Genomic DNA, 22,742 nt, shown 5'->3' on the forward strand with positions numbered 1-22,742 from the left:
ATGCCCGCTCTCGGGAACCCCGACATCGCACAACTTCAGACCTCCGCCACCGGAGCGGCGAACTGTGCCTCATACAGCCGTGCGTAAGCCCCACCGGCGGCAAGCAGCGACGCGTGCGTGCCCTGCTCCACGATCTGGCCGGCCTCCATCACCAGAATGAGGTCGGCGTCGCGGATCGTGGACAGCCGATGGGCGATCACGAACGAGGTCCGGTCGGACCGCAACGCACTCATCGCCTTCTGCACCAGCACCTCGGTCCGGGTATCCACCGAAGAAGTCGCCTCATCCAAGATCAAAACAGACGGCCGGGCCAGGAACGCCCGCGCAATCGTCAGCAGCTGCTTCTCCCCCGCGGACACGTTGGACCCTTCGTCCTCCAGCAGAGTGTCGTACCCGTCCGGCAGCGACCGCACGAACCGGTCCACATACGTCGCCCGCGCAGCCTCAAGAATTTCGTCCTCAGTAGCACCGGGCCGCCCGTACGCAATGTTGTCCCGGATGGTCCCCGCGAACAGCCACGTATCCTGCAGCACCATCCCCATCCTTGAGCGCAGCTCGCGCCGCGGCACCGAGGTGACGTCCACGCCGTCGAGCGTTATCCGCCCCGCATCAATCTCGTAGAACCTCATCATCAGGTTCACCAGCGTGGTCTTCCCCGCCCCGGTGGGGCCCACAATCGCCACCGTCTGCCCCGGCTCAGCCACCAAAGACAAAGAAGAAATCAGCGGCTGCTCCGGCGAATACGAGAACGACACATCCGAGAACACCAGCCGCCCCCGCCCAAACACCGGCCCGGCAGAAGGGGCAGGCTCAGCAGACTCCTCCTCCTCATCCAGTAAAGAGAACACCCGCTCCGCGGACGCCACCCCAGATTGCAGCACGTTCGCCATGGACCCCAGCTGCGCCAGCGGCATGGTGAACTGCCGCGAATACTGGATGAACGCCTGCACATCGCCCAGCTGCATCGCGCCGGACGCCACCTGCAGCCCGCCCACCACGGCGATCCCCACGTACACGAGGTTTCCGATGAACGTCATGGCCGGCATGATCAGCCCGGAAATGAACTGCGCGCCAAAACTGGCCGAGTACAGCTCCGCGTTCTTCTGCCGGAACCGCTCCCCCACCTCCTGCTGCCGGCCGAACACCTTCACCAGCGCATGCCCGGTGTACGTCTCCTCGATCTGCCCGTTCAGCTCCCCCGTGTGCTTCCACTGCGCCACAAACAGCTTCTGCGAGCGCTTGGCGATCAGCGCCGTCAGCCCCAGCGTCAGCGGAATGGTCACCAGGGCGATCAGCGCCAGCGTGGGCGAAAGGATCACCATCATCACCAGCACGCCCACCACGGTCAGCACCGACGTGACTGCCTGGCTGATGGTCTGCTGCAGGCTTTGCGAAATGTTGTCCACGTCGTTGGTGACCCGGCTGAGCAGCTCGCCGCGCTGGATCGAGTCGAAATACCGCAGCGGCAGCCGGTTGATCTTCGCCTCGATCCGCTCCCGCAGCCCGAACACCGTCCGTTGCACCACCCCGTTCAGCACATACGCCTGCACCCACATAAACGCCGACGACAGCACATACAGCACCAGCGCCCACGTCAGCACACTGCCCAGCGCCGCGAAGTCGATCCCCTGCCCCGGCACCAGGTCCATCGCGCTGAGCATGTCCGCGCGCTGCCCCTCCCCGGACGCCCGCAGCTGCGCGATCACCTGCTCCTTGCTCACCCCAGCCTGCAGCTCGCGGGACACCACGCCGGCGAAGATCAGGTTGGTGCCCTCCCCCAGCAGCCGCGGCCCGATCACAGACAGCGCCACGCCGGCCACCGCCGTCACGAACACCAGCAGCAGCCACGCTCGCTCCGGCCGCAGCGTCCCCATCAGCCGCTTGGCCGACGGCCAGAAGTTCATCGCCTTCTCCGCCGGGACGTTCATCCCCGCGAACGGTCCGCCGCGCCCCGGCCCGCCTGCCGGACGGGGAATGCGGACGACGTCGGGACTTGCCTTTGTGCCGCCGGGCGCGGTTCCGGCGCTGGTTCCTGGAGCGCCGCTTCCGGAAGAAGCGGACGACGGCGGGCGGTGCGGCGCGCTCATACCGTCTCCTCCGCTGCCAGCTGCGAGGAGACGATCTCGCGGTACGTCTCCGACGTCTCCAGCAGCTCGCGGTGCGTTCCGCGCCCCACGATCCTGCCGTCGTCGAGCACTAAAATCTGGTCCGCGTCCACGATGCTGGAGACGCGCTGGGCGATGATCACCAGCGTGGCGCCGGCGGTGCTGCGCTTGAGGGCCTGCCGCAGCCGGGCGTCGGTGCCGGTGTCCAGCGAGGAGAACGAGTCGTCGAAGATGTACAGCTCGGGCCGCTTCACCAGGGCCCGGGCGATGGCCAGCCGCTGCCGCTGTCCGCCGGAGACGTTGGTGCCGCCCTGGCTGATGGGCGCGTCCAGCCCGCCGTCCATCCGCTCCACGAAGTCGCGGGCCTGGGCAATCTCCAGCGCGGTCCAGAGCTCGTCCTCGGTGGCGTCCGGCTTGCCGTACTGGAGGTTGCTGCGGACGGTGCCGCTGAACAGGTAGGGCCGCTGCGGGACCAGGCCGATGTGCCCCCAGAGCAGGTCCGGGTGCAGCTCGCGCACGTCCACGCCGTTCATCCGGACCGAGCCTTCCGTAGCGTCGAACAGCCGGGGCATGAGGTTCACCAGGGTGGTTTTGCCGGCGCCGGTGCTGCCGATGATCGCCGTCGTCTGCCCTGCCCTGGCCGTGAAGCTGATCCCGGTGAGGACGGGCTGGTCGGCACCCGGGTAGGCGAATCCGACGTCGCGCATTTCCAGCTCGCCGCGGCGGCCGTCCTGTGCCGCCGTCGTACTGATGGGATGAAGCGGCGGCCGGACGCTCGACTCCGTCCGCAGCACCTCCCCGATCCGGTCCCCGGACACCGCGGCGCGCGGGATCATCACGGCCATGAACGTGGCCATCATGACGGACATCAGGATCTGCAGCAGGTAGCTCAGGAACGCGATGAGCGTGCCCACCTGCATGGAGCCGTCCTGGATGCGGAACGAGCCGAACCAGATCACGGCCACGCTGGAGACGTTCAGCACCAGCATCACCACGGGGAACGCGAGCGCCATGAGCCGGCCGGCGCGCAGGGCGGTGTCCGTGACGTCCTCGTTGGCGCGGGCGAAGCGCTCGGTCTCGATGTCCTCGCGGACGAAGGCGCGGACCACGCGGATGCCGGTGAGCTGCTCGCGGAGGACCCGGTTCACGGTGTCGATCCGCGTCTGCATCTTGCGGAACAGCGGCACCATCCGGACGGTGATCAGGCCGACGGCGACCAGCAGCACCGGGACCGCGACGGCGATCAGCCAGGACAGCTGCGCGTCCTGCCGCACGGCCATGATCACCCCGCCGATGCTGAGCATGGGCGCGGTGACCAGCATGGTGGCGGACATCAGCACCAGCTGCTGGACCTGCTGGACGTCATTGGTGGACCTGGTGATGAGGCTGGGTGCGCCGAACCTGGTGACCTCCTGCTCGGAGAACTCCCCCACCCTTGTGAAGATGGCGTCCCGCAGGTCCCGGCCCACGCCCATCGCCGCCTTCGCCGCGAAATACACCGCGATCACCGCGCACACGATCTGCAGCAGGGTGATCCCCAGCATCACCCCGCCCAGGCTGAGGATGTAGCCGACGTTGCCCTTGGCCACGCCCTCGTCGATGATGTCCGCGTTCAGGGTGGGCAGGTACAGGGACGCGATGGACTGCGCCAGCTGGAAAATTACGACGGCGGCCAGCAGCTTGCGGTGCGGCCGCAGGTATTCAACAAGCAGCTTCCAGAGCATGGGCGGCTCCTGACACAGTGTCCACAAGGTGTGGTGCGAAGGTCAGTTTACGTCTGCCGGCTGCGAACGGTCCCTGCCTGTGGAGGAGAAGTTGGGCTGGTTCTCGGAGGGCGTAGCCGGCCGCAAACCGAAGGTGCTGGGCCAATGCGGAACCCTTGCGGGCTCCCATACAGCACGCGTACCGTATAGAGAACCAGCAGTTCTCTATATGAGGGATAGCACGCCCCTCCGGCCCCAGGGAGCCTTCGATGGCTGAGAAATTTACGGGTACGCTCGCCGACTTCGGCGCCGGTGACCTGGCGTCGGCTGGCGGAAAGGGCGCCAATCTTGGCGAACTCGTTCGCCTCGGCCTTATGGTTCCGGCAGGCTTTGTGGTCACAACCGCCGCCTACGCCGCCCTGATGGCGGAAACCGGCCTGGGCGCCGAACTGGAAAGGCTGCTGAAGGCCGGAGACGCCGGAGCAGAAATCCGGGCGCTGTTCACCCGGGCGCAGATTCCGGCGGACGTCACCGCTGAGATCGTGGCAGCTTATGCCGCCCTGGGCGGCGGTCCGGTGGCGGTGCGTTCCAGCGCCACCGCCGAAGACCTGCCAGGCGCCACGTTTGCCGGGCAACAGGACACCTTCCTGAACGTTGTCGGCGAGCAGGCGGTGATCCGCGCCGTGGTGGACTGCTGGGCTTCGTTGTGGACGGAGCGAGCCATCGCCTATCGGCGGCGTCAAGGGATCGACCCCCGGGAGGTGTCGATTGCCGTCGTCGTCCATGACATGGTGCCGGCAGATATCGCGGGGGTCCTGTTCAGCGCGAACCCGGTGACCGGCGAACGGGGTGAAATCGTGGTGGATGCCAGCCCCGGCCTCGGTGAGGCTGTGGTGTCCGGACGGGTCACGCCGGAGCACTATGTGCTGGACAGTACCGGCCGGACACGGTCGTTCAGCCCGGGCGCCCACGAGGTTGTTATCCGGGCCCTTGCCGGAGGGGGCACGCAGGAGATCGCCGGGACAGGCAGCCCGCGGGCTGGCCTCGCCACAGAGCAGCTGGCGGAACTGGCGGGGCTGGCAGTACGTGCCCAGGAGCATTTCGGCCGGCCGCAGGACATGGAGTGGGCCATCGCCGGCGGGCGCCTCTACGTGCTCCAGGCGCGGCCAATGACGGCGCTGCCGCCGCAGCCGCTGCGCCTCAATCCGTTCCAGCGGTTGATGGGTCCGTTCTTTGCAGAGATGTTCCATGTCCGTCCCTATCCCCTGGACGTGTCGGGCTGGATGCAGCGCGGCATCCTGGCCATGCTCCACCGCATGGCCGGAAGCGTCGGCGTGGTTTTCCCCGCGGTGAAGGAGTTGCTGCCGGAAGAGGACGGCGTGGTGATCAGGCTGGTTCCGCCGGTGCCACACCCTACGGTCCGCACGCTCGGCGCACCCGTTTCCGTGGCACGCCGTGTCCGCCGGTTCAATCCAACCCGATGGACTGAGGACAGCAGGTTCACCACGTACCTGACGGACGTCCGGCGGCTGAACGCGCAGGACCCCCGGGCCTTGACCTGGAAGGGGGTTGTGGGTCTCGCGGAGGACGCCTTCGCCACGATGGGCGGGATCACCGAGCTGCGGATCTCGTACCTGCCGGGGGCCTTTGTCCCCCAGCTAAAGCTGCGCCTGATGCTCCGGCTGCTAGGCAAGGCGCACCTTGGCGCGTCACTCATTGCCGGTGCGGAAACCCGCACCAGCCAGGCCAACCGTGCACTGGAAGTGCTGGCCGACCAAGTCCGGTCCCAGGGCAAGCTGGCCCGGGCCTTCAACGAACTGGCACCGCGCGATCTACTCTCCCGGGTGGAGAACGACCCGGATTTCCAGGAGTTCCGCACACGCTTCCAGGCCTTTCTGGCGGAATACGGGCACCGCGAAACCGTCAGCGTGGTGTTGAGCAGTTCACCAACCTGGTCCGATGCCCCCGAGGTGGTTCTCGGGCTGATCACGTCCATGATGGGTGAGCGGCGGCCGGCTGCAGACCAGACCGGCCAGGCACTCGAGGAGCTGGAACGTCATCCCGCCCTGCGGATCGCGGCCCTGCGGCGGCAGCTGCTGTCCGCCGTCGACGCCGCAAAGTCCGGGACCGCCTTCCGCGAGGACAGCCACTTCTACGCCACCATGGTGCTGCCGCCGCTTCGGCGCGCCCTGTCGGAACTGGGCCGGCGGCTGTCCGACGGCGGGGTGCTGGCTGATGCGGCCGAGGTCCACCACCTGCGCTTTGAGGAACTGGTGGGAATGGACGACGGCGGCGCGCTGCCTGCCGGCGAGAGGGAACGCTACCGCCGGCTGGTTCTGGCCAGGGCCGCGAAGCGCCGGGAACTGGAGGGGATTCAGCTGCTGGATCCGGCGCTGTTCGCGCATAAACGCCGGGCACCCGGGACCCTGGTGTCCGGCATGCCCGCCAGCCGCGGCCAGGCCACCGGGAGGGTAAGGATCATCCGGGGGCCGGACGAATTCGGCCTGCTCCGCAGCGGCGAAGTCCTGGTCTGCCCCTACACCAACCCATCCTGGACTCCACTGTTCCAGCGTGCGGCCGCCGTCGTGGTTGACGCCGGCGGGATCGCGTCGCATGCAGCCATCGTCGCCCGGGAATACGGGATTCCCGCCGTCATGGCCACAGGGTCGGGGACCAGTGACCTGCAGGACGGCCAACTGGTACTTGTGGACGGAACCCGCGGGCAGGTCACGGCGGCCGTCGCGGAGCCATCGCCGTGACAGCCGGGGCGCGCCCGGACCATCGAAAACTGCCGCGCCGGCGCGGGGCGGTCCTGAACAGCGCGATCTTCGATGCCGTCCTGGCCGAGATCGCCGAATCCGGCTACTTTGCGCTGACCATGGACCGCGTAGCCGAACGCGCACGCGCAGGCAAAGCCTCGCTCTACCGCCGCTGGCCTGGCCGCGCCGCCCTGGTATTGGACGCAGCCTACGCGTCGATGCATGGCCCGGACTCGGTCCCGGATACCGGCAGCCTTCGCCTGGACACCTTGACCGTCATGCGGCAGGCTGCCCGGCTGCTGGAAGGGACAGTTGGACAGGCCGTTCGCGGGGTGTTGGGTGAGGCCTTGCAGAACCCCGACGTTGCCGCCGAAGTCCGTGAGTTCACGCATGGAAACGCCAGCAGGATGATGCAGGAAATCCTTGCCAACGCCATCAAACGGGGCGAGTGCGATCCGGCCCTTGTGACTGACTTGAAGATCGAGGCCGGCCCCGCCCTGCTGCGGCACCGGTTTATCTTCGGCTCCGGACCCATCGAAGATGACTTCCTGGTGGGGATCGTGGACCAGGTGGTGCTGCCGCTGTTCGGAGTTGACCCGGGGAACACTTCCGCGGGCACCTGAGACTGTTGCGCGGGAGGCAGCTCGACGGCATCATCCAGCTCGTGCTCCCGATCGTCTTGAGTGGCATCCAGTCCTGCGGTAGCGGAAATTTCCGGGATAGGGAGTTCGGCAGGGCGTCGTTGCACGCCGCGTTTCTGGAGTAGCTACCGCGGGTGTCTTCACACTACGGGCCAGTGATATGCAAGCTCAATGACGGAATCGCCTTCTTTTTCAGCAGGAAAAGCGCATATTGCTGAACCCGGTTATACATTATGTCCATGATCACCCTCACCGATCTGGACCGCCAGCTTCTTTCTGCCCTCCGGGAGGATGGCCGCGCCTCCGTTGCCAGCCTCGCGCGCCAGCTCGGTGTTGCCAGGGCAACTGTGAACACCGGCTGGACCGGCTTCTCACCTCCGGAACCATCGTGGGATTCACCGCGAGGGTCCGGGATGAAGTGGATCCGCTCACCATCCGCGCTGTCACCCTCATCGAGGTGGAGGGCCGGTCCGCCAACAAAGTAATCCGCGAACTCCGGGGTTTCCCTGAAATCACGGCACTCCACACCACCAACGGAGGCTGGGACCTCGTGGCCGAACTGGCCACCGAAGACCTCGGCGGCTTCGACAACGTCCTTGGCAGGATCCGCAACGTAGACGGGATCGTGAATAGCGAAACAAGCCTGCTGCTCAGCTCCGTCCTGAGGTAGCACCCGCCCCGGCAGAACCCGCTGCGGCGTCTGTTCTTGCAAAGTGCAAAAACTGCCCCGACAAAGTGGGCAACTTCTTAGCAAAAGGCAGGCGTATCGCTCATTGCGGTTGCATATTGGCGACCAATACCGTGAGGACATCAGACTGTTCACACGGAAAAAGGAGCGCAATGACGCGTTTTGTCGATGTTCGCAACATGGTGCGGTGGGCCGCCCGCACGGGAACGGAAACCATCATCTCGGAGTTGATGGACTACCTGGAGGACGACTTCCGCCGTTGGGAATCCTTCGATAAGGCTCCCCGGGTGGCCAGCCACACTCCGTTCGGCGTCATCGAACTCATGCCCACCAGCGACCACGAAACCTATGGCTTCAAATACGTCAACGGCCACCCCTCCAACCCTTCCCGCGGCTTCCAGACCGTGACCGCCTTCGGAGTGCTGGCGGACGTCCACAACGGCTACCCCACCTTCCTGACCGAGATGACACTGCTGACAGCCCTGCGGACGGCAGCTACTTCCGGCATGGTGGCCAGAAAGCTTGCGCGCCCCGGCTCCGCTGTCATGGCAATGATCGGCACGGGAAGCCAGTCGGAGTTCCAGGCACTGGCGTTCAAGGCAGCCCTCAGAATCACCACCGTCAGGGTCTGGGACACTGACAAGGCCGCCATGGAGAAACTCGTCCGCAACGTGGCACCGCTGGGTTTTGACGTCTACACCGCGTCCTCGGCAGCCGACGCCGTCCAGGGTGCGGACGTCATCACCACCTGCACCGCGGACAAGGCCAACGCCACCATCCTCAGCGCCGACCTGATCCGTCCAGGGGTCCACATCAACGCCATCGGCGGGGACTGCCCGGGAAAGACCGAACTGGACGCCGCCATCCTGGAACTCGGTGAGGTGTTCGTTGAGTTCACCCCGCAGACCCGGATCGAAGGCGAGATTCAGCAGATGCCGGCGGACTTTCCCGTGACTGAGTTCTGGCAGGTCCTGGCCGGGAAAGCTGATGGCCGGACAGCGCCTGATCAGGTCACCATCTTCGACTCTGTCGGCTTCGCCATTGAGGACTTCTCCGCCCTCCGCTATGCGCGGGATGCCGTGCAGGGGTCCGACTTCTTCGAGGAGATCGACCTCGTGGCCAGCCCGGAGGACCCTAAAGACCTTTTCGGCCTAGTGGGCGCGCTCTCGCCGGTTGGCTAGCCCGGCTAGTTCAGCTCGAGCACGTGCAGGCCCAGCCACAGCACCAGCGTGTCCTCAGGCTGGTCCAGATCCACGCCGAAAAGGTCTCGCAGGCGCTTGAGGCGGTACCGGAGTGTGTTCTGGTGCAGGGACAACGCTGCCGCCGTCCTTGCGGAATCGCGGGAGCAGTCCAGGTAGGTCCGCAGCGTCAGCGCGTATCCGGTGCCGTACTCGGCGTCGTACTCTTTGATCCTCCGTGCGGCAGCGGACAGAAGGTGCGGCGACTTCCGGAACGTCGCAGCCAACTCCAGGAGGGTGAGGCGGCTGCGGACCTCCCCTGCACTGGCGTAGGTGCCCGGGGAGCCGTCCGAGGCGAGCATCAGCAGGACAAGGTCAGCGTCATGCCGTGAACGGCTGATTTCCGAGACGGTGCCGACGGCGGGACCCGCCGCCGCCCGCATCTCCACTCCCAGCGATGCGCGGGCACGATCGTTGAGCCGCCGGGCGAGGGCTTCGATCGAGCCCAGGGAAGGCCCGGCCGCCGCCGGAAATATCGCGTAGATGGTGGGACCCACCTGCACACACTGGGCGCCCTGGCCGTGGGCTTCACACTGCGTGGTCACCAGGTCCGCAATCCGGACCAGTGTGGTCTCGGCTGCCTGCCCAGCTTCCGGCTGGAATGCGACGACGGCGAAGGGGCCCGAGTGCCGCAGCCCCAGCTGTTCTGAAACCAGGACGGCGTCGTCCCCTCCTTCGAGGAGCCTGCGCAGCAACTCCGCCCGCTGCTGGCGCGCAAGATCATGGCTGCTGCGGGCGCGGAGCATATGGAGCGCCGCGATGTCCGCGGCACGTTCCAGGGCCTGTTCGGCGTCACTGTCCAGGTCTCCATCCACATCGACAACCCAGATTGACCCCAGGGGCTCCTTCCCGGCCCGGACCGCTATCGCCAGCCTGTCCATGGCCGGGCGGACGCCCTCGATCCGGACTGCGCCGGAGGACCGGAACACCGCGGCATACTGGCCGGCGTTCTCCGGCAGGTAGGGAACCTGCCGGCCAAGGATTCCCCTGCGGCGGTCCTCATCGATCGGCTGGTCCTCAAGCGTGGAGTACGCCAGCACCTGTTCCTGCAGGTTCTCAATGGTGGTGGCGCCTCCGACCATCGCCGCGATGGCGTTTGCCAGCGCGAAAAGATCCCCCACTCCCAGCGGCGAGACCGTGCTGCCGGCATCCGCCGAGGCGTTGAGCGCGGAGTCCAGGAGCGCGTTCAGATGCCGCCACCGCACGTCGTCGTCCACCACCAGGAGGGCAATGCCGGCATCGTCCGCCACGCCTGCGAGGTGTCCGACGTCCTGCTGGAGCTTCTTGACCACCACGGCAGCAAAGCCGGCTGCCGCTGCATCCCGGATCACGCCGGCGGTATCCGGTTCCGCGGGGTGCAGCCCAATCCCGAGCAAAATGCCGCCGGGCAGCCCTTCAAGCGGCCCGAAGGGGTCATAGAGGGAAGGGCTCATCAGGGACACCCTGGGCGGCGCCGCCCTTGAGCCAAGGACCAGCCCGGTGTCCTGGAGCATCTCCAGCAGGTGGGGCAGGTGGATGCTGCTGTTGAGCTGCGTGGCCTCGGTCATAACGCCAAAGCTTTCCACTCGTAGTGCTGGAACACAACAAAGGCATGGAACCTTCGTTGGCTGCACTGAAGCCCCTGCCCGCTGGCACAACAGATAGTTGACGCATGTCACTTACTCTTGATGCTGGCCCGGCCGCCCTTCAGGCCGCAGAATCAGCAACCGCAGCAGCCTCCAGGGCCGGTGTCCTGGTGGTGGACGAACACGACCGCGACCGGCTGCGGGACGTGGAAGCACTGCTCATTGCCATCTGGGGCATGTCGCCGCACGGGGCACCTATCCCCTTCGACCTCCTGCGCAGCATCTCCCATGCCGGCTGCAACGTGTCCGCCGCCTACAACCAGGCAGGCCAGCTGTGCGGGGCCGCGGTGGGCATCGTCTCGCCGGGGGGACGGTCCACATACTCGCTGATTGCCGGCGTGCTTCCCGGCACCGGGGACAAGGGCGTCGGCTTCGCCCTCAAGCAACACCAGCGGGCCTGGTCGCTGGCCCGGGGCATTGAGACCATGACCTGGACCTTTGACCCGCTGGTCAGCCGGAACGCCCGCTTCAACCTCACCAAGCTGGGAGCGCACGCATCGGAGTACGCCCGCAACTTCTACGGCGAGATGCAGGACGACATCAACGCCAACGATGAAAGCGACCGGCTGGTGGCCGTCTGGCCGCTGTCCTCCCAGCGGAGCACGGATGCCGGGCTGGGGATCCAGGCCGAGATCGAACTTCCGCCTGCCCACCTGGCCGACGTTCTCCAATACGGCCCCGACTCGCTGCCCGTCCTCCTGCAATCCGACGGAACCCTCTGGTGCCGCGCCCCCAAGGACATCGTGGCGCTCCGCAGCTCCAACCCCGACGCCGCCGCCCAGTGGCGCGTGCTGCTGAGGGAGATTTTCGAATCCGCTTTCGCCTCGGGACGCCAGGCATCCGGCGTCACCCGCGGCGGCTGGTACCGGCTCGCCCCGGCCGGCCAGGCCTAACCCCACCCCAAGAGGAGTACCAATGCGCATCACACCCCGTTCAGTAACGGCCCGCACCGCCGTCATGGCCGCCGGCCTCGCCCTGGCGACAGGCCTGGCAGCCTGCTCGGCAGAGACAACACCTGCCAGCAACTCCAACCCCTTCTCCGAAGGCGCCGTGGATCCCGCGGCCGCCGCCGCCCTGCCCGAGCGCTACAAGAGCGCCGGCGTCATCAACGTCGCCTCCGACATTCCCTATCCGCCCATGGAGATGTTCGACGAGAACCAGCAGCTCACGGGCCTGGACTACGATCTTGCCCAGGCCCTCGGAGCCAAGCTCGGCGTGCGGCTGGAACTCCAGACCCAGGCGTTCGACAGCATCATCCCCTCGCTGCAGTCAGGGAAGAACGACATCATCATGTCCGGGATGAACGATACGCCCGAGCGCCAGGAAACCCTGGACTTCGTGGACTACTTCCACGCGGGATTCTCCATCCTGGTTCCCGAAGGAAACCCTGGGAACATCACCACCGTCCTGGACCTCTGCGACAAAGACGTCGCCGTGCAGAAGGCCACCGTCCAGGCAGAAATCCTCCGCACGTACGAGCAGCAGTGCCTGGACAAAGGATCCAAGCCCATCAGGGTTTCCGAACTCCCGCTGGAGACGGATGTCCAGACAGCCGTCCGGTCCGGAAAGGCCGCGGCCGACGTCGTCGATTCCGCCGTGGCAGCCTATGCCGCCACGACCGCAGGCGACGGGAAGATCTTTGACCTCGTCAAGGACCCCGCCAACCCGGCCGGATACAACCCCGTCTACACCGGCATCGGCGTGCTCAAGAAGGACGCGGAGCTCTCGAAAGCGTTGCTCGCCGCCCTCCAGTCGCTTATCGCCGACGGCACCTACGACCAGATCCTGGCCAAATACAACCTCTCCGACTACACGGTCAAGGAAACAGGGCTGAACCTGGGCGGTACCAAGCCATGACCCCCGCCGTCACAACACCTCGACAGCCTGCTGCCCCCGGTACCGCGCCTGCCGGCGGCGGCGGCCAGGACGACGTCGTAGCCGTTCCCCTCCGGCACCCCTGGCGCTGGGTGGGAGCAGCGCTGCTCGCCCTGAGCGCCGCCGCGCTGGCGTCTTCGCTGTGGACCAACCCGAACATCGACCACGGCACCATTGGCACTTACCTGTTCCATCCCCGGATCCTCGGGGGCGTGGGCCTGACCATTGTCCTCACAGTTGTCTCCATGGTGGTGTCCACAGTCCTGGGCGTATTCCTCGCGGTGATGCGGCTGTCCAGGAATCCCGTCATGAACGCCTTCGCCTGGTTCTACGTCTGGGTTTTCCGGGGCACTCCGCTGCTGATCCAGGTGGTGTTCTGGGGCTACCTCGGGCTGCTCTATTCACAGATCTCGCTGGGCATCCCTTTTACGGATTTCACGGTCTTCTCCGTGGACACCAACACCCTGGTTCCGGCCTTCACGGCCGGACTGCTGGCCATGACCCTGAACCAGGCCGCCTATTCCGCGGAAATCATCCGCGGGGGAATGCTGTCCGTCGACTCCGGCCAGCACGAAGCCGCCTCCTCCCTGGGAATGTCTCCTACGTTCACCCTGTTCCGGGTGGTCCTGCCGCAGGCCATGCGGGTCATCATCCCGCCGATGGGCAACGAGACCATCTCGATGCTCAAGAACACGTCACTGCTCTCCGTCATCGCGGTGCTGGAGCTCTACACCGTGGCCACCCAGATCTCTTCCCAGAACCTGCGCCAGGTGGAACTCCTCATCGTGGTCAGCTGCTGGTACCTCTTCCTCACCTCCGCATTGTCTGTCCCCCAGTACTACCTGGAGCGCCACTACGGCCGCGGCAACGCCCGGCAGCAGGCGCCCACTCCCCTGGCCAGGATCAGGGCCATGCTCGGAAAACAGCCGGCCCCGGATACGGCAACGGCCCCCGGTTCGGCCCCCACAGCATCGAAAGGACACCAGTCATGACCGAGGCACTGGTTTCTCCCAAGCCTGGCCACCGCCCGGCAGCGCAGCCGCTCCTCGTGGCCAGCAACGTCCGGAAGCACTACGGCGGCGTCGAGGTCCTCAAAGGCATCTCCCTGACCGTCAACAGCGGCGAAGTCATGTGCCTCCTGGGCCCCTCCGGTTCAGGCAAGTCCACCTTCCTCCGGTGCATCAACCACCTGGAAAGGATCGACGGCGGCCGGATCTCCGTTGCGGGGGATCTGATCGGCTATGCGCAGCGCCAGGACAAAATCTTCGAGATGAGCCCCCGCGAGGTGGCCAGGCAGCGCCGCGGCATCGGAATGGTGTTCCAGCGCTTCAACCTCTTCCCCCACATGACGGCCCTGGAGAACATCTGGGCCGCCCCGGTGGGCGTCAAAAGGGTCCCCAAGGCAGAGGCAGTCAAGCGCGGGATGGAACTGCTGGACCGGGTGGGGCTGGCCCACCTGGCCAAGGCCTATCCGGCGCAGCTTTCGGGCGGTCAGCAGCAGCGCGTCGCCATAGCCCGCGCCCTTGCCATGGACCCCCAGCTGCTCCTGTTCGATGAGCCAACCAGCGCCCTTGACCCCGAACTGGTGGGAGATGTCCTGGACGTGATGCGCACCCTGGCAGCGGACGGAATGACCATGATCGTTGTCACCCACGAGATCGGCTTCGCACGCGGGGCCGGCGACAGCGTGGTGTTCATGGACGGCGGCGTGGTGGTGGAGTCCGGCGCCCCCGAAGACGTGCTGGACAACCCGCAAAACCCCCGGACCATCTCCTTCCTCGAAAGCGTGATGTAGTCCCCGCTTCGCCTGTCCCCTCAACCGCCCTTCCCTACGAACCGTCCGCCTTCTGTGAACTGTGAGCCTTGCCGTGAAGATATCCCGCGCCACCATCACCCTTATCGACCTTCCACTACTGGAACCGTTCGTGGTTTCCTATGACAGCTACGCCTCCATGCCCAGCATCATCCTCACGTTGGAGACCGACGACGGCCTGACCGGTTACGGCGAAAGCGTTCCGGACGGGCACATCACCGGAGAGACGCCCACCGGGACGGTTGAAGCACTGCGGACGGAGCTGATTCCGGCGGTGATGGGGCTGGACCCCCGCGACATCACTGCCGTCCACCAGCACCTCAACAAGGCGCTTAAAGGCTGCGGAGCCGCGAAGGCCGCCGTCGACATTGCCTGCTGGGACCTGGCCGGGAAGGCGGCCAACCGCCCCATCTACAGCCTGCTGGGCGGGCGCCGTCCGGAACACCCCACCATCGCCCGCGTGATGAGTATCCTCGCCCCGGAGGCCCTGGCCGAACAGGCAGTGCAGGCCCGGAGCCAGGGTTTTCGCCACCTCAAGATGAAGCTCGGCGGCGGTGACGGCCTGGATGTTGAACGTGTGCGGGCCGTCCGGGCAGCAATCGGCACGGACCTGGCCATCCGGGTGGACGCCAACCAGGGGTGGTCCGATCCCGCCACCGCTAGGGAAATGATCCGGGCTTTGGAACCGTACGGGATCGACTGGGTGGAACAGCCGCTCCACGCCGACGACATCGACGGTTTCAGGCTGCTGCGCCAGGCCACCGGTGCCCGGCTCATGGCCGATGAATCAGTGGTGGACGCCGCCGACCTGGTCCGGTTTGTCCGGGACCGTTCAGTGGACATGGTGAACCTCAAACTGATGAAGAGCGGGGGAATCACGCCCTGCCACCGCCTGGCCACGCAGGCCGAACTCGGCGGCCTGAAGGTCCAGATCGGTTCCATGCTGGAGACCAGCATCGCCTCGTCCGCCGGGTTCCACCTGGCCCTGTCCCACCCCAACATTGTGTCCACTGAACTCTCAGGCCCGGTGAAGTTCGCCCGGGAACCCGGCAACTTGGCCTACGTCCTGCCCGAAGTCCACGTGGGCGAGGGCCCGGGGCTGGGCGTTGACGTGGACCTCGATGTCCTGGCCGACCTGACAGTAAGCGAGTGCGAGGTAACTGCCTGATGGATATGGGAGGGCAGCGCTATCCTCCCGGCGGCACGTTCCGGCCGCCGGGGTCAGCGCTGGATCAGGCGTTTTGCTTGATGAGGTCTTGGGTTTTGGCCTTGCGGGTACGCTCCGCCCGGTCATCGTTGCCCCACCAGGTGTAGTTAATGGTGACCGGGTCCTCCGCGGAGCGCGTCTCTCCAGCGCTGGTGCTGGATCCCGTGCCGCACGCGGCCAAAGCTGCGGCAAATGCGGTGCCGACAGCCACGGTGGTGAGGAAATGCCTTCGGTTGATCATGGGAGCCTCCTTGCTCAATGTGTTGCCTGATGGTCGGACATTCCTCTGTGAGGTGACGTGGGTTACACGTTGTGAAACGTATCAGTCGTTGCCGGAAATATCCAGAAACATTTCCGTTGACAGGAAAATTGCAGCAACATAGGCTTGGTTCGCGATTACATCCCTTCATTTCAGGAGCACCGTGAGCTTTCCTTCCCGCCGGGTTACCTTGGCCGACGTCGCCAACGCCTCGGGCGTGTCAGTTGGCACGGTCTCCAAGGCGCTGAACAACCGGGGCCAACTCCGGGAAGATACCCGGGACAGGGTCCTGGCTGCAGCACACAAGCTCGGCTTCGAAACCCTGCCCACCGAAAGCAGCAGCGGCGGGGTGATCACCATAGGCCTGGTTACCTCGGATGACATCGGGCGCTTCAGCATTCCGGTGATGTACGGTCTCGAGGATTCATTCGGCCCTGACCAGGCCTCGGTGCTCATCAGCAATTCGCGGGGTGACCTGGTCCGCGAGCGCCACTGTGTTGAAACGCTCGCCTCGCGGAATGTCGACGGCATCGTCGTCATGACCAACCACACGGGCCCGCGCGCCCCCCTGCCCAAGACATCGGTACCAATCGTCTATGTCATGGGACAGTCTTCAGACCCCGAAGACATGTCAGTGGTGGTGGACCAGGTCCAGGGCATGCTCCTGGCCCTGGAGCATGCAGCCAACCTGGGGCACCAGAACATCGCCTACGTGGCGGGCCCCCGCCAGGACTACTCTGCCCGGATCCGCGCCCAGGCCGTACAGGAACACGCCCCGACCTTCGGGCTCACCCTCGTGGGCGACCGTGCACTGTACGGAAACTGGTCCGAGGCGTGGGGCAGGCAGGCAGCCCAGATGCTCCGCCAGCGGGTGGAGCCCGTGGACATGGTGCTCTGCGGCAGCGACGAAATCGCCCGCGGCGTAGCCGATGGCTTGCGCGAGGCAAACATCGTTGTGCCCCATGACGTCTCAATCATCGGCTTTGACAACTGGGCAGCAGCGGCCCTGAACAGCCGCCCAGCCCTGACCACCATCGACATGAACCTCGAAGAACTGGGCCGCGCGGCAGGAGCACGCGTCCTCGAAGCCATCACCGGAAATTCCAGGCCCGGAATAGACGCGCTGCCCTGCCAGCTCATCGTGCGCGACTCCACCTAGCCCCTTCCACTCACCCCCTACAGAACACGAGGGAACAATGATGTACCCACCACCCTCCCTTCAGCGCGCCCAAAAACGCCGCGCCGACGGCATCAGCGGCCCCAGCCGGCGTTCCGTTCTTACCCTTGGAGCCGCGGCCGCGGCCCTTGGCCTGACGGGATGTTCGGCCGTGCTGCCGGAAGCCAACGTCACCGCCGCCGGCTTCGGAAGAAACCCCTCCGGCACCATCCGGTTCTGGTGCCGAAGCACGGCGTTCAAACCGGCGCAGCTCATCGTGGACAAATACCACCAGGCCCAGCAGGCAGTGCGGATCCAGCTCACGGTGCTGCCTGAGGGGCAGATGACAACAAAGCTCGCCACCTCCATCCGGAGCGGCGCCGTTCCGGACGTTGTGGCCCCCGATTCCGTCACAAGTCCGGTATTCACCACCAGGGAAGCCTTCACGGACCTCACCTCCCTGGTGACGGAACTCCCCTACGCCGCCCACCTCAACAAGCCACTCCTTGACGTGGCCTCCTACGAGGGAAAGATCTACGGGCTCCCGGCCCTTTCCAACGTCTCCCAGCTTTTCTGGAACAAAGAGCTCTACGCCAAAGCCGGACTGGACCCTGAGCAAGGGCCCGGTAATTTCGCGGAGTACCTGCAGCATGCCGCGGCCCTGCAGGGGATCGACGGCGTCTCCGGAGTGACCTTCACCGGCAACTCCGCCGGCATCCTGGGCTACGTCATCCAGCCGCACTTCTGGGCAGACCAAAGCCCTTTCTACGACGGGCCATTGGGCCGGCAACAAGCTGCCGTGCTGGGCAATGATCCGCTCCGCCGGACCCTGGAACTTTACCGGGAATTCCACAGGAAGGGCCTCTCGCAACCAGGGGCAGCAGCAGATTCCGGAGCGGCCTGGGGCCAGGACTTCCTGGCCGGAACCGTGGGACTGTTTCCCGGGTCCTACGACCTGGTAGTGGGCAGCGCCAAGCCGGAGTTCCTGGACAAGCTCGGCGTCAGTGCCTTTCCCGGGCCGGACGGAAACTTTTCCCAGTTTTCCGGCGGGGCGGTGCTGTCCATCCCCCGGGGTGCCCCCAATCCTGGGGCGGCGTGGGACTTCATCCGCTTCGTGGGTGAACTTGAACAGCAGTCGGAGCTGGCGGCGCTGGGCTGGTACCCAGTCCGCAGCGACATCCTGGAGACGGATTTCAGCGAGAAATTCCCGCTGATGGTCCCGGGCATGGAACGGATGAACGACGGGTTCGCCGCTCCCACAACGCTCTATACACAGCTCACCAACACCGTACAGTCACCGTGGCTTGCGATGTTCCGCGAAGCAGTCTTCGGCCAGGAGGCGATGGAGGACATCCTCTACCGCGGGCATCAGGAAACCGCCCGAGTTTTGAAGGTGAACCAGGCATGACCACCACAACCCCCTCCCTCAGCCGGAACAAGCGCACGCGCGCCCCGAGGCCTGCCTCGCGCCGCGATTCCTATACCGGGATGCTCATGATCGCGCCGGCGATGCTCCTCGTCGTCGCCTTTGTCATCTTTCCGCTGCTGTTCGCGGTGGTCATCTCAATGACCAACTGGCCGCTCGTTGGCGACGTTGAATTCACCGGCGTCGAAAACTACCTCACTGCCTTCACTGACACCACCTTCTGGGGATCCATCCTCTACACGCTCCTTTTTGCGGTGGTCTCCACCGTGCTGGGGGTGGTGGTCGGCTACCTGCTCGCCGTGCTGGTCCGCTCCAACCGGAGAGGTGCCGGACTCATCCGTACCGCCGTATTCCTTCCCTACGTCATCGGCATCACGTCATTCAGCTTCGTTGCCCTGCTGGAGTTCCGGCCGGACAGCGGCGTGCTGGACCAGGTCCTGCTGGGTCTCGGCATCACCTCTGCGCCTACTCCCTGGCTTCTGGACGCAACCAGCGCCACGGTCCTGATAGTCCTGCTGGGTGCCTACGTTGGGTCCGGGTTCGCCATGATCATCCTCATGTCCGGCATGCAGGGCATCCCGGACGAACTGTACGAATCAGCGCAGATCGACGGCGCGGGACGGTGGCAACAGGAATTCCAGGTCACGGTCCCGCTGGTCAAGCGCTACCTGGGGCTCCTGACTGTCATGGGATTCATCGGGGCCATCCTGGCCTTCACGCAGTTCTTCATCATCACCGGCGGCGGCCCGGGAACCGGCACGCTGACCGTGATGCTCTACGTCTACAACAAAGCCTTCGGCGACCTGCAGGTGGGTTACGCAACCGCCCTGTCCTTCGTGGTGGTCATCATCGCGGCGATCCTCACGCTCATCCAGTTCCGCGTCATGCGCGAGGACTGACCCACCCACTTCTTTGGCCCAGCCCCGAACAGGAGATGCCATGACAACGTCCGTCGAAGCGCCGCCGCAGGTGACGCAGCACAAGCCCCGCCCCACCACACCCCCCGCTGCCTCCCGGGCACGGACAGCTGCCCGGTTGAGGACCGCCATCTACGCGGTCATCGGCACCGCAGTGTCCATCGCTTTTGTCATCCCCGTGGCGTGGTCCTTCCTCCGGTCCCTGCAGCCAGGATCCCAGATCGCGGCCCCGTCATCGGAGCAGTCATTCGACAACCTGACCTTCGAAAACTACACGGGGCTCATTGCCAACATCGGGGCAGGGTCCTACATCTGGAACAGCCTGGCCATTGCCCTGGGCGCCGCCGCGTTCAGCGTCATCACCACCACCCTGGCCGCCTACGCGCTGGTGAACTTCCCGTTCAAGGGGTCCAACATTGCGTTCGCGCTCATCCTGCTGACCATGATGGTCCCGTTCCAGGCCATCCTGACGCCGCTCTTCCTGGAGATGAACGCGCTTGGCCTCACGGACTCACTGGCCGGGATCATCGTTTTCCACATCACCTTCAACCTGCCCTTCGGTGTCTTCCTGATGCGGAACTCCTTCGCCCAGATCCCCAAGGAAGTTGTTGAGGCAGCACGGATCGACGGTGCTGGTCCGCTCAGGATCCTGCTTTCCGTGCTGCGGCCCATGATTGTCCCGGGCGCCGTCACGGTGTTCCTTTTCGCCTTCCTCGGCGGATGGGGGGACTTCCTGGGTGCGTTGACGTTCCTCACCAGACAGGAACTGTTCACCCTGCCCGTCGCCGTTCAGAACCTCGCCTCCGGCGCGTTCGGCGTGGTGAACCACGGCTACGTCATCGCAGGGGCCGTCCTGCTCATGCTCCCCTGCATCATCCTGTACGCCGCGGTCCAGCGCTACTACGTGCGCGGCCTCGTAGCCGGCGCCGTCAAAGGCTAAGCGCAGACATCCTCCTGCGCCGCCGAAGCAACCCAAGAAAGCAACCATGCACCTCACCAGTCCCCTGGCAATCACGCAACTGCCGCCGTCGTCCTTTCCTCTGGACCGGATCCGGCTGCTGCCCGGCCGCTTCAAGACCGCGCAGGACGTGGACGTCCGGTATGTCCTCGAACTCGACGCCGACCGTCTCTGCGCGCCGTACCTGAAAGAAGCGGGACTTGGGACGGAGGCGGCACCCTACGGCGGCTGGGAATCCGACGGCATGGGCGGACACATTGGCGGGCACTACCTGACGGCGTGCGCCCGGCTCTTCGCCGCCACAGGCGACCTCCGGTTGCTGGAACGGGTGCAGTACGTTGTGGAGGTCCTGGGGCGATGCCAGGCTGCAGCCGGAAACGGCTACCTTGGCGGCGTTCCCGGTGGACGCCGGCTCGGCGAAGAGCTGGCGGCCGGGAACATCGACGCTGATCTCTTTACGCTCAACGGCCGATGGGTCCCGCTCTACAACCTGCACAAGACCTTTGCCGGCCTCCTGGACGCCTACAACCATGCCCGTTCCGAAAAAGCCCTGACCGTACTCACCCGGCTGGCGGACTGGTGGCTCACGGTCTCGCGCCACCTGGACGACGAATCCTTCGAGGAGGTACTCAGCACGGAGTTCGGCGGCATGAACGACACCTGGACGTCCCTTGCCCGGCTGACCGGCCGGGAAGACTACCTGCGCGAGGCCCGCCGTTTCTCGCACCGGGCACTCCTCGACCCGCTGGCTGCGGGTGACGACCGGCTGGACGGCCTCCACGCCAACACGCAGATTCCCAAAGTTGTGGGTTACGAACGGTTTGCCCAAGCTACCGGCGACGCGCGCTACTTCGAGGCATCAGACTTCTTCTGGGACGTCGTCACCAGGCAACGGACCGTGTCGATCGGCGGCAACAGCGTCCGGGAGCATTTCCATCCGTCGCGGAATTTCACTCCCATGGTCCTGGACGTCCAGGGCCCGGAAACCTGCAACACGTACAACATGCTGAAGCTCGCCAAGCTTCGCTTCGAGCGCACGGGTGATCCGGCAGCGGTGGAGTTCTACGAGCGCGCCACCTTCAACCACATCCTTTCCTCCCAGCACCCCGAGCGGGGAGGTTTTGTGTACTTCACGCCCATGCGGCCGTCCCACTACCGCGTGTACTCCACAGTCCACGAATCAATGTGGTGCTGCGTGGGCTCCGGAATGGAGAACCACGCGGCCTACGGAGAACTCATCTACAGCCACAGCGGCGACACTTTGGCGGTCAACCTTTACATTCCATCCACCCTGGACTGGACCGAGCGCGGGATACACGTTCAACTGGAGACGGATTTCCCGCACTCGGACGTCGCCACACTGACCGTCACCGCGGACACACCCACAGAGTTCGCCCTGCGGCTTCGGCGCCCCGCATGGGCCACCGATGTGGAAGTCCGCCTGCCGCAGAGCGACGCGGGCGTCTCCCCACAGACTGGAACTGCCGACGACGGCCATCCCGTGCTCATCCAGCGCGTCTGGGAGGGCACCACCACGGTTTCCGTCCGGCTCCGCGCAGAAGTCCGGGCCGAATCGCTTCCCGACGGCTCGCCCTGGGTGTCATTCCTCTACGGACCCGTGGTCCTCGCCGCCAGGGAAGGGAACGCAGGCATAGAAAACTTCGAAGCACCCGACGAACGCATGGGCCATGTTGCCAGCGGCCGCCAACTGGCCCTGGCAACCACCCCGGTGATCTCCGCGCAAGAGCCGGCGGACGCCGTCGTCCTAGTCAACCGCGAAGCGCTTTCCGCGGAACTCGCCGCCACCCAGGATGGTTCGCCCATCCGGATCCGGCTTGAACCGTTCGCAGGGATCCACGACGAGCGCTATACGGTCTACTGGCCAACCGGCCCCGTTCCCTCCGCGCGGACTGCCGAACTCGCCGCGATGGACGCAGACGCAGCGGAACTGGACGCCGTCGTCGATGCCGTCACGGCAGGCGAGCAGCAACCGGAAGCTGACCACTTCTTCGCCGGCGAAGGCACGAAGGCCGGAGGGCGGGACGGGCTGCATTGGCGAACCGCCACAGGCTGGTTCTCCTATACCCTCAAGGATCCCAACTCTGTAGCAGCCGTCCTCAGGGTCAGGGTCCGGCAAAGTCCGGGACGCCGCCAGCGGCTCGCCCTGAACGGCTCACCGCTGACGAAGATACTGCGCTCCGGAACAGACCACGACTGCGAAGTAACCGAGTACGCCATCCCGGCGGAAGCACGGATCAAGGACGCGCACACCCTCGTGTTCGCAGTGCACGCAGAGCCCGGCTCCACCACCGAGGACTTGCTGTCGGTGGAACTGCGAAAAGGACCCTAGCGCCACTGGTACAGGCAGATGC

General features: G+C 65.6%; 18 protein-coding genes and 1 pseudogene. 15 read left to right on the forward strand and 4 right to left on the reverse strand.

All coding sequences use genetic code 11. From position 1 onward, the window contains the following. Nucleotides 1-35: 35 nt before the first annotated feature. Nucleotides 36-2,087 carry an ABC transporter ATP-binding protein gene (locus ABRP28_RS12705; RefSeq protein WP_350005749.1) on the reverse strand — a complete coding sequence of 684 codons (2,052 nt, stop codon included), beginning with the start codon at nucleotides 2,085-2,087 and terminating at the stop codon, nucleotides 36-38. Beyond that, the gene (locus ABRP28_RS12710; RefSeq protein ID WP_350005747.1) at nucleotides 2,084-3,829 is read right to left on the reverse strand and encodes an ABC transporter ATP-binding protein; all 1,746 of its coding nucleotides are present in this window, start codon (nucleotides 3,827-3,829) and stop codon (nucleotides 2,084-2,086) included. Before ABRP28_RS12710 ends, ABRP28_RS12705 begins: the two co-directional genes overlap by 4 nt. 248 nt (nucleotides 3,830-4,077) lie before the next feature. On the opposite strand from ABRP28_RS12710, the gene ABRP28_RS12715 reads away from it, so the two are divergent. The 5 genes from ABRP28_RS12715 (at nucleotide 4,078) to ABRP28_RS12735 (ending at nucleotide 9,077) form a co-directional block, all read left to right on the forward strand. Beyond that, nucleotides 4,078-6,567: a PEP/pyruvate-binding domain-containing protein gene (locus ABRP28_RS12715; protein ID WP_350005745.1), complete on the forward strand. Its 2,490-nt coding sequence runs from the start codon at nucleotides 4,078-4,080 to the stop codon at nucleotides 6,565-6,567. Beyond that, entirely contained in the window at nucleotides 6,564-7,190 is a 627-nt protein-coding gene (locus ABRP28_RS12720) for a TetR/AcrR family transcriptional regulator (RefSeq protein ID WP_350005742.1), read from the forward strand. The genes ABRP28_RS12715 and ABRP28_RS12720 overlap by 4 nt, the downstream gene beginning before the upstream one ends. Before the next feature lie 257 nt (nucleotides 7,191-7,447). Then, on the forward strand, nucleotides 7,448-7,693 hold the full coding sequence (locus ABRP28_RS12725; RefSeq protein ID WP_374152850.1) for an Lrp/AsnC family transcriptional regulator: 246 nt from the start codon (nucleotides 7,448-7,450) through the stop codon (nucleotides 7,691-7,693). Further along, nucleotides 7,597-7,878 carry an Lrp/AsnC ligand binding domain-containing protein gene (locus ABRP28_RS12730; RefSeq protein WP_350005738.1) on the forward strand — a complete coding sequence of 94 codons (282 nt, stop codon included), beginning with the start codon at nucleotides 7,597-7,599 and terminating at the stop codon, nucleotides 7,876-7,878. The genes ABRP28_RS12725 and ABRP28_RS12730 overlap by 97 nt, the downstream gene beginning before the upstream one ends. A 170-nt stretch (nucleotides 7,879-8,048) precedes the next feature. Next, nucleotides 8,049-9,077, forward strand: coding sequence for an ornithine cyclodeaminase (locus ABRP28_RS12735; protein ID WP_350005736.1), 1,029 nt, complete (start codon nucleotides 8,049-8,051; stop codon nucleotides 9,075-9,077). A gap of 5 nt (nucleotides 9,078-9,082) precedes the next feature. On the opposite strand, the gene ABRP28_RS12740 is transcribed toward ABRP28_RS12735, so the two are convergent. Then, nucleotides 9,083-10,681, reverse strand: a complete 1,599-nt coding sequence (locus ABRP28_RS12740; protein WP_350005734.1) for a helix-turn-helix domain-containing protein — start codon at nucleotides 10,679-10,681, stop codon at nucleotides 9,083-9,085. Between the two features lie 104 nt (nucleotides 10,682-10,785). Between ABRP28_RS12740 and ABRP28_RS12745 the strand changes: the two genes are divergently transcribed. The 5 genes from ABRP28_RS12745 to ABRP28_RS12765 all read left to right on the forward strand — a co-directional run bounded on the left by ABRP28_RS12745 (nucleotide 10,786) and on the right by ABRP28_RS12765 (nucleotide 15,615). Beyond that, a complete protein-coding gene (locus tag ABRP28_RS12745) occupies nucleotides 10,786-11,652 on the forward strand; it encodes a hypothetical protein (protein ID WP_350005732.1) in 867 nt (288 codons plus the stop codon). A 22-nt stretch (nucleotides 11,653-11,674) separates the two neighbouring features. Continuing rightward, complete coding sequence (locus tag ABRP28_RS12750) at nucleotides 11,675-12,616, forward strand: ABC transporter substrate-binding protein (RefSeq protein WP_350005730.1); 942 nt, start codon at nucleotides 11,675-11,677, stop codon at nucleotides 12,614-12,616. Further along, nucleotides 12,613-13,626, forward strand: coding sequence for an amino acid ABC transporter permease (locus ABRP28_RS12755; protein ID WP_350005728.1), 1,014 nt, complete (start codon nucleotides 12,613-12,615; stop codon nucleotides 13,624-13,626). Before ABRP28_RS12750 ends, ABRP28_RS12755 begins: the two co-directional genes overlap by 4 nt. Further along, the gene (locus tag ABRP28_RS12760; protein WP_350005726.1) at nucleotides 13,623-14,429 is read left to right on the forward strand and encodes an amino acid ABC transporter ATP-binding protein; all 807 of its coding nucleotides are present in this window, start codon (nucleotides 13,623-13,625) and stop codon (nucleotides 14,427-14,429) included. Before ABRP28_RS12755 ends, ABRP28_RS12760 begins: the two co-directional genes overlap by 4 nt. Before the next feature lie 73 nt (nucleotides 14,430-14,502). Further along, nucleotides 14,503-15,615, forward strand: coding sequence for a dipeptide epimerase (locus ABRP28_RS12765; protein WP_350005724.1), 1,113 nt, complete (start codon nucleotides 14,503-14,505; stop codon nucleotides 15,613-15,615). 97 nt (nucleotides 15,616-15,712) lie between these two features. Here the strand turns inward: ABRP28_RS12765 and ABRP28_RS12770 are convergent. Beyond that, a pseudogene (locus ABRP28_RS12770) lies at nucleotides 15,713-15,895 on the reverse strand (carbohydrate ABC transporter substrate-binding protein); the annotation flags it as partial. A 181-nt stretch (nucleotides 15,896-16,076) separates the two neighbouring features. Between ABRP28_RS12770 and ABRP28_RS12775 the strand changes: the two are divergent. Genes ABRP28_RS12775 through ABRP28_RS12795 form a run of 5 tightly spaced genes read left to right on the forward strand, consistent with a single transcriptional unit; the run spans nucleotide 16,077 to nucleotide 22,720 of the window. After that, nucleotides 16,077-17,072, forward strand: a complete 996-nt coding sequence (locus ABRP28_RS12775) for a LacI family DNA-binding transcriptional regulator (RefSeq protein ID WP_350005722.1) — start codon at nucleotides 16,077-16,079, stop codon at nucleotides 17,070-17,072. Between the two features lie 37 nt (nucleotides 17,073-17,109). Beyond that, nucleotides 17,110-18,477 (forward strand): sugar ABC transporter substrate-binding protein, encoded by a 1,368-nt coding sequence (locus tag ABRP28_RS12780; protein ID WP_374152851.1) that lies wholly within the window; start codon nucleotides 17,110-17,112, stop codon nucleotides 18,475-18,477. Then, nucleotides 18,474-19,394: a sugar ABC transporter permease gene (locus tag ABRP28_RS12785; protein WP_350005718.1), complete on the forward strand. Its 921-nt coding sequence runs from the start codon at nucleotides 18,474-18,476 to the stop codon at nucleotides 19,392-19,394. Before ABRP28_RS12780 ends, ABRP28_RS12785 begins: the two co-directional genes overlap by 4 nt. A 40-nt stretch (nucleotides 19,395-19,434) precedes the next feature. After that, the gene (locus tag ABRP28_RS12790; protein WP_350005716.1) at nucleotides 19,435-20,352 is read left to right on the forward strand and encodes a carbohydrate ABC transporter permease; all 918 of its coding nucleotides are present in this window, start codon (nucleotides 19,435-19,437) and stop codon (nucleotides 20,350-20,352) included. A 46-nt stretch (nucleotides 20,353-20,398) separates the two neighbouring features. Beyond that, nucleotides 20,399-22,720: a beta-L-arabinofuranosidase domain-containing protein gene (locus ABRP28_RS12795; RefSeq protein WP_350005714.1), complete on the forward strand. Its 2,322-nt coding sequence runs from the start codon at nucleotides 20,399-20,401 to the stop codon at nucleotides 22,718-22,720. The last annotated feature ends 22 nt before the right edge of the window (nucleotides 22,721-22,742 follow it).

Source organism: Pseudarthrobacter sp. WHRI 8279 (assembly GCF_040224115.2).
Taxonomy (GTDB): domain Bacteria; phylum Actinomycetota; class Actinomycetes; order Actinomycetales; family Micrococcaceae; genus Arthrobacter.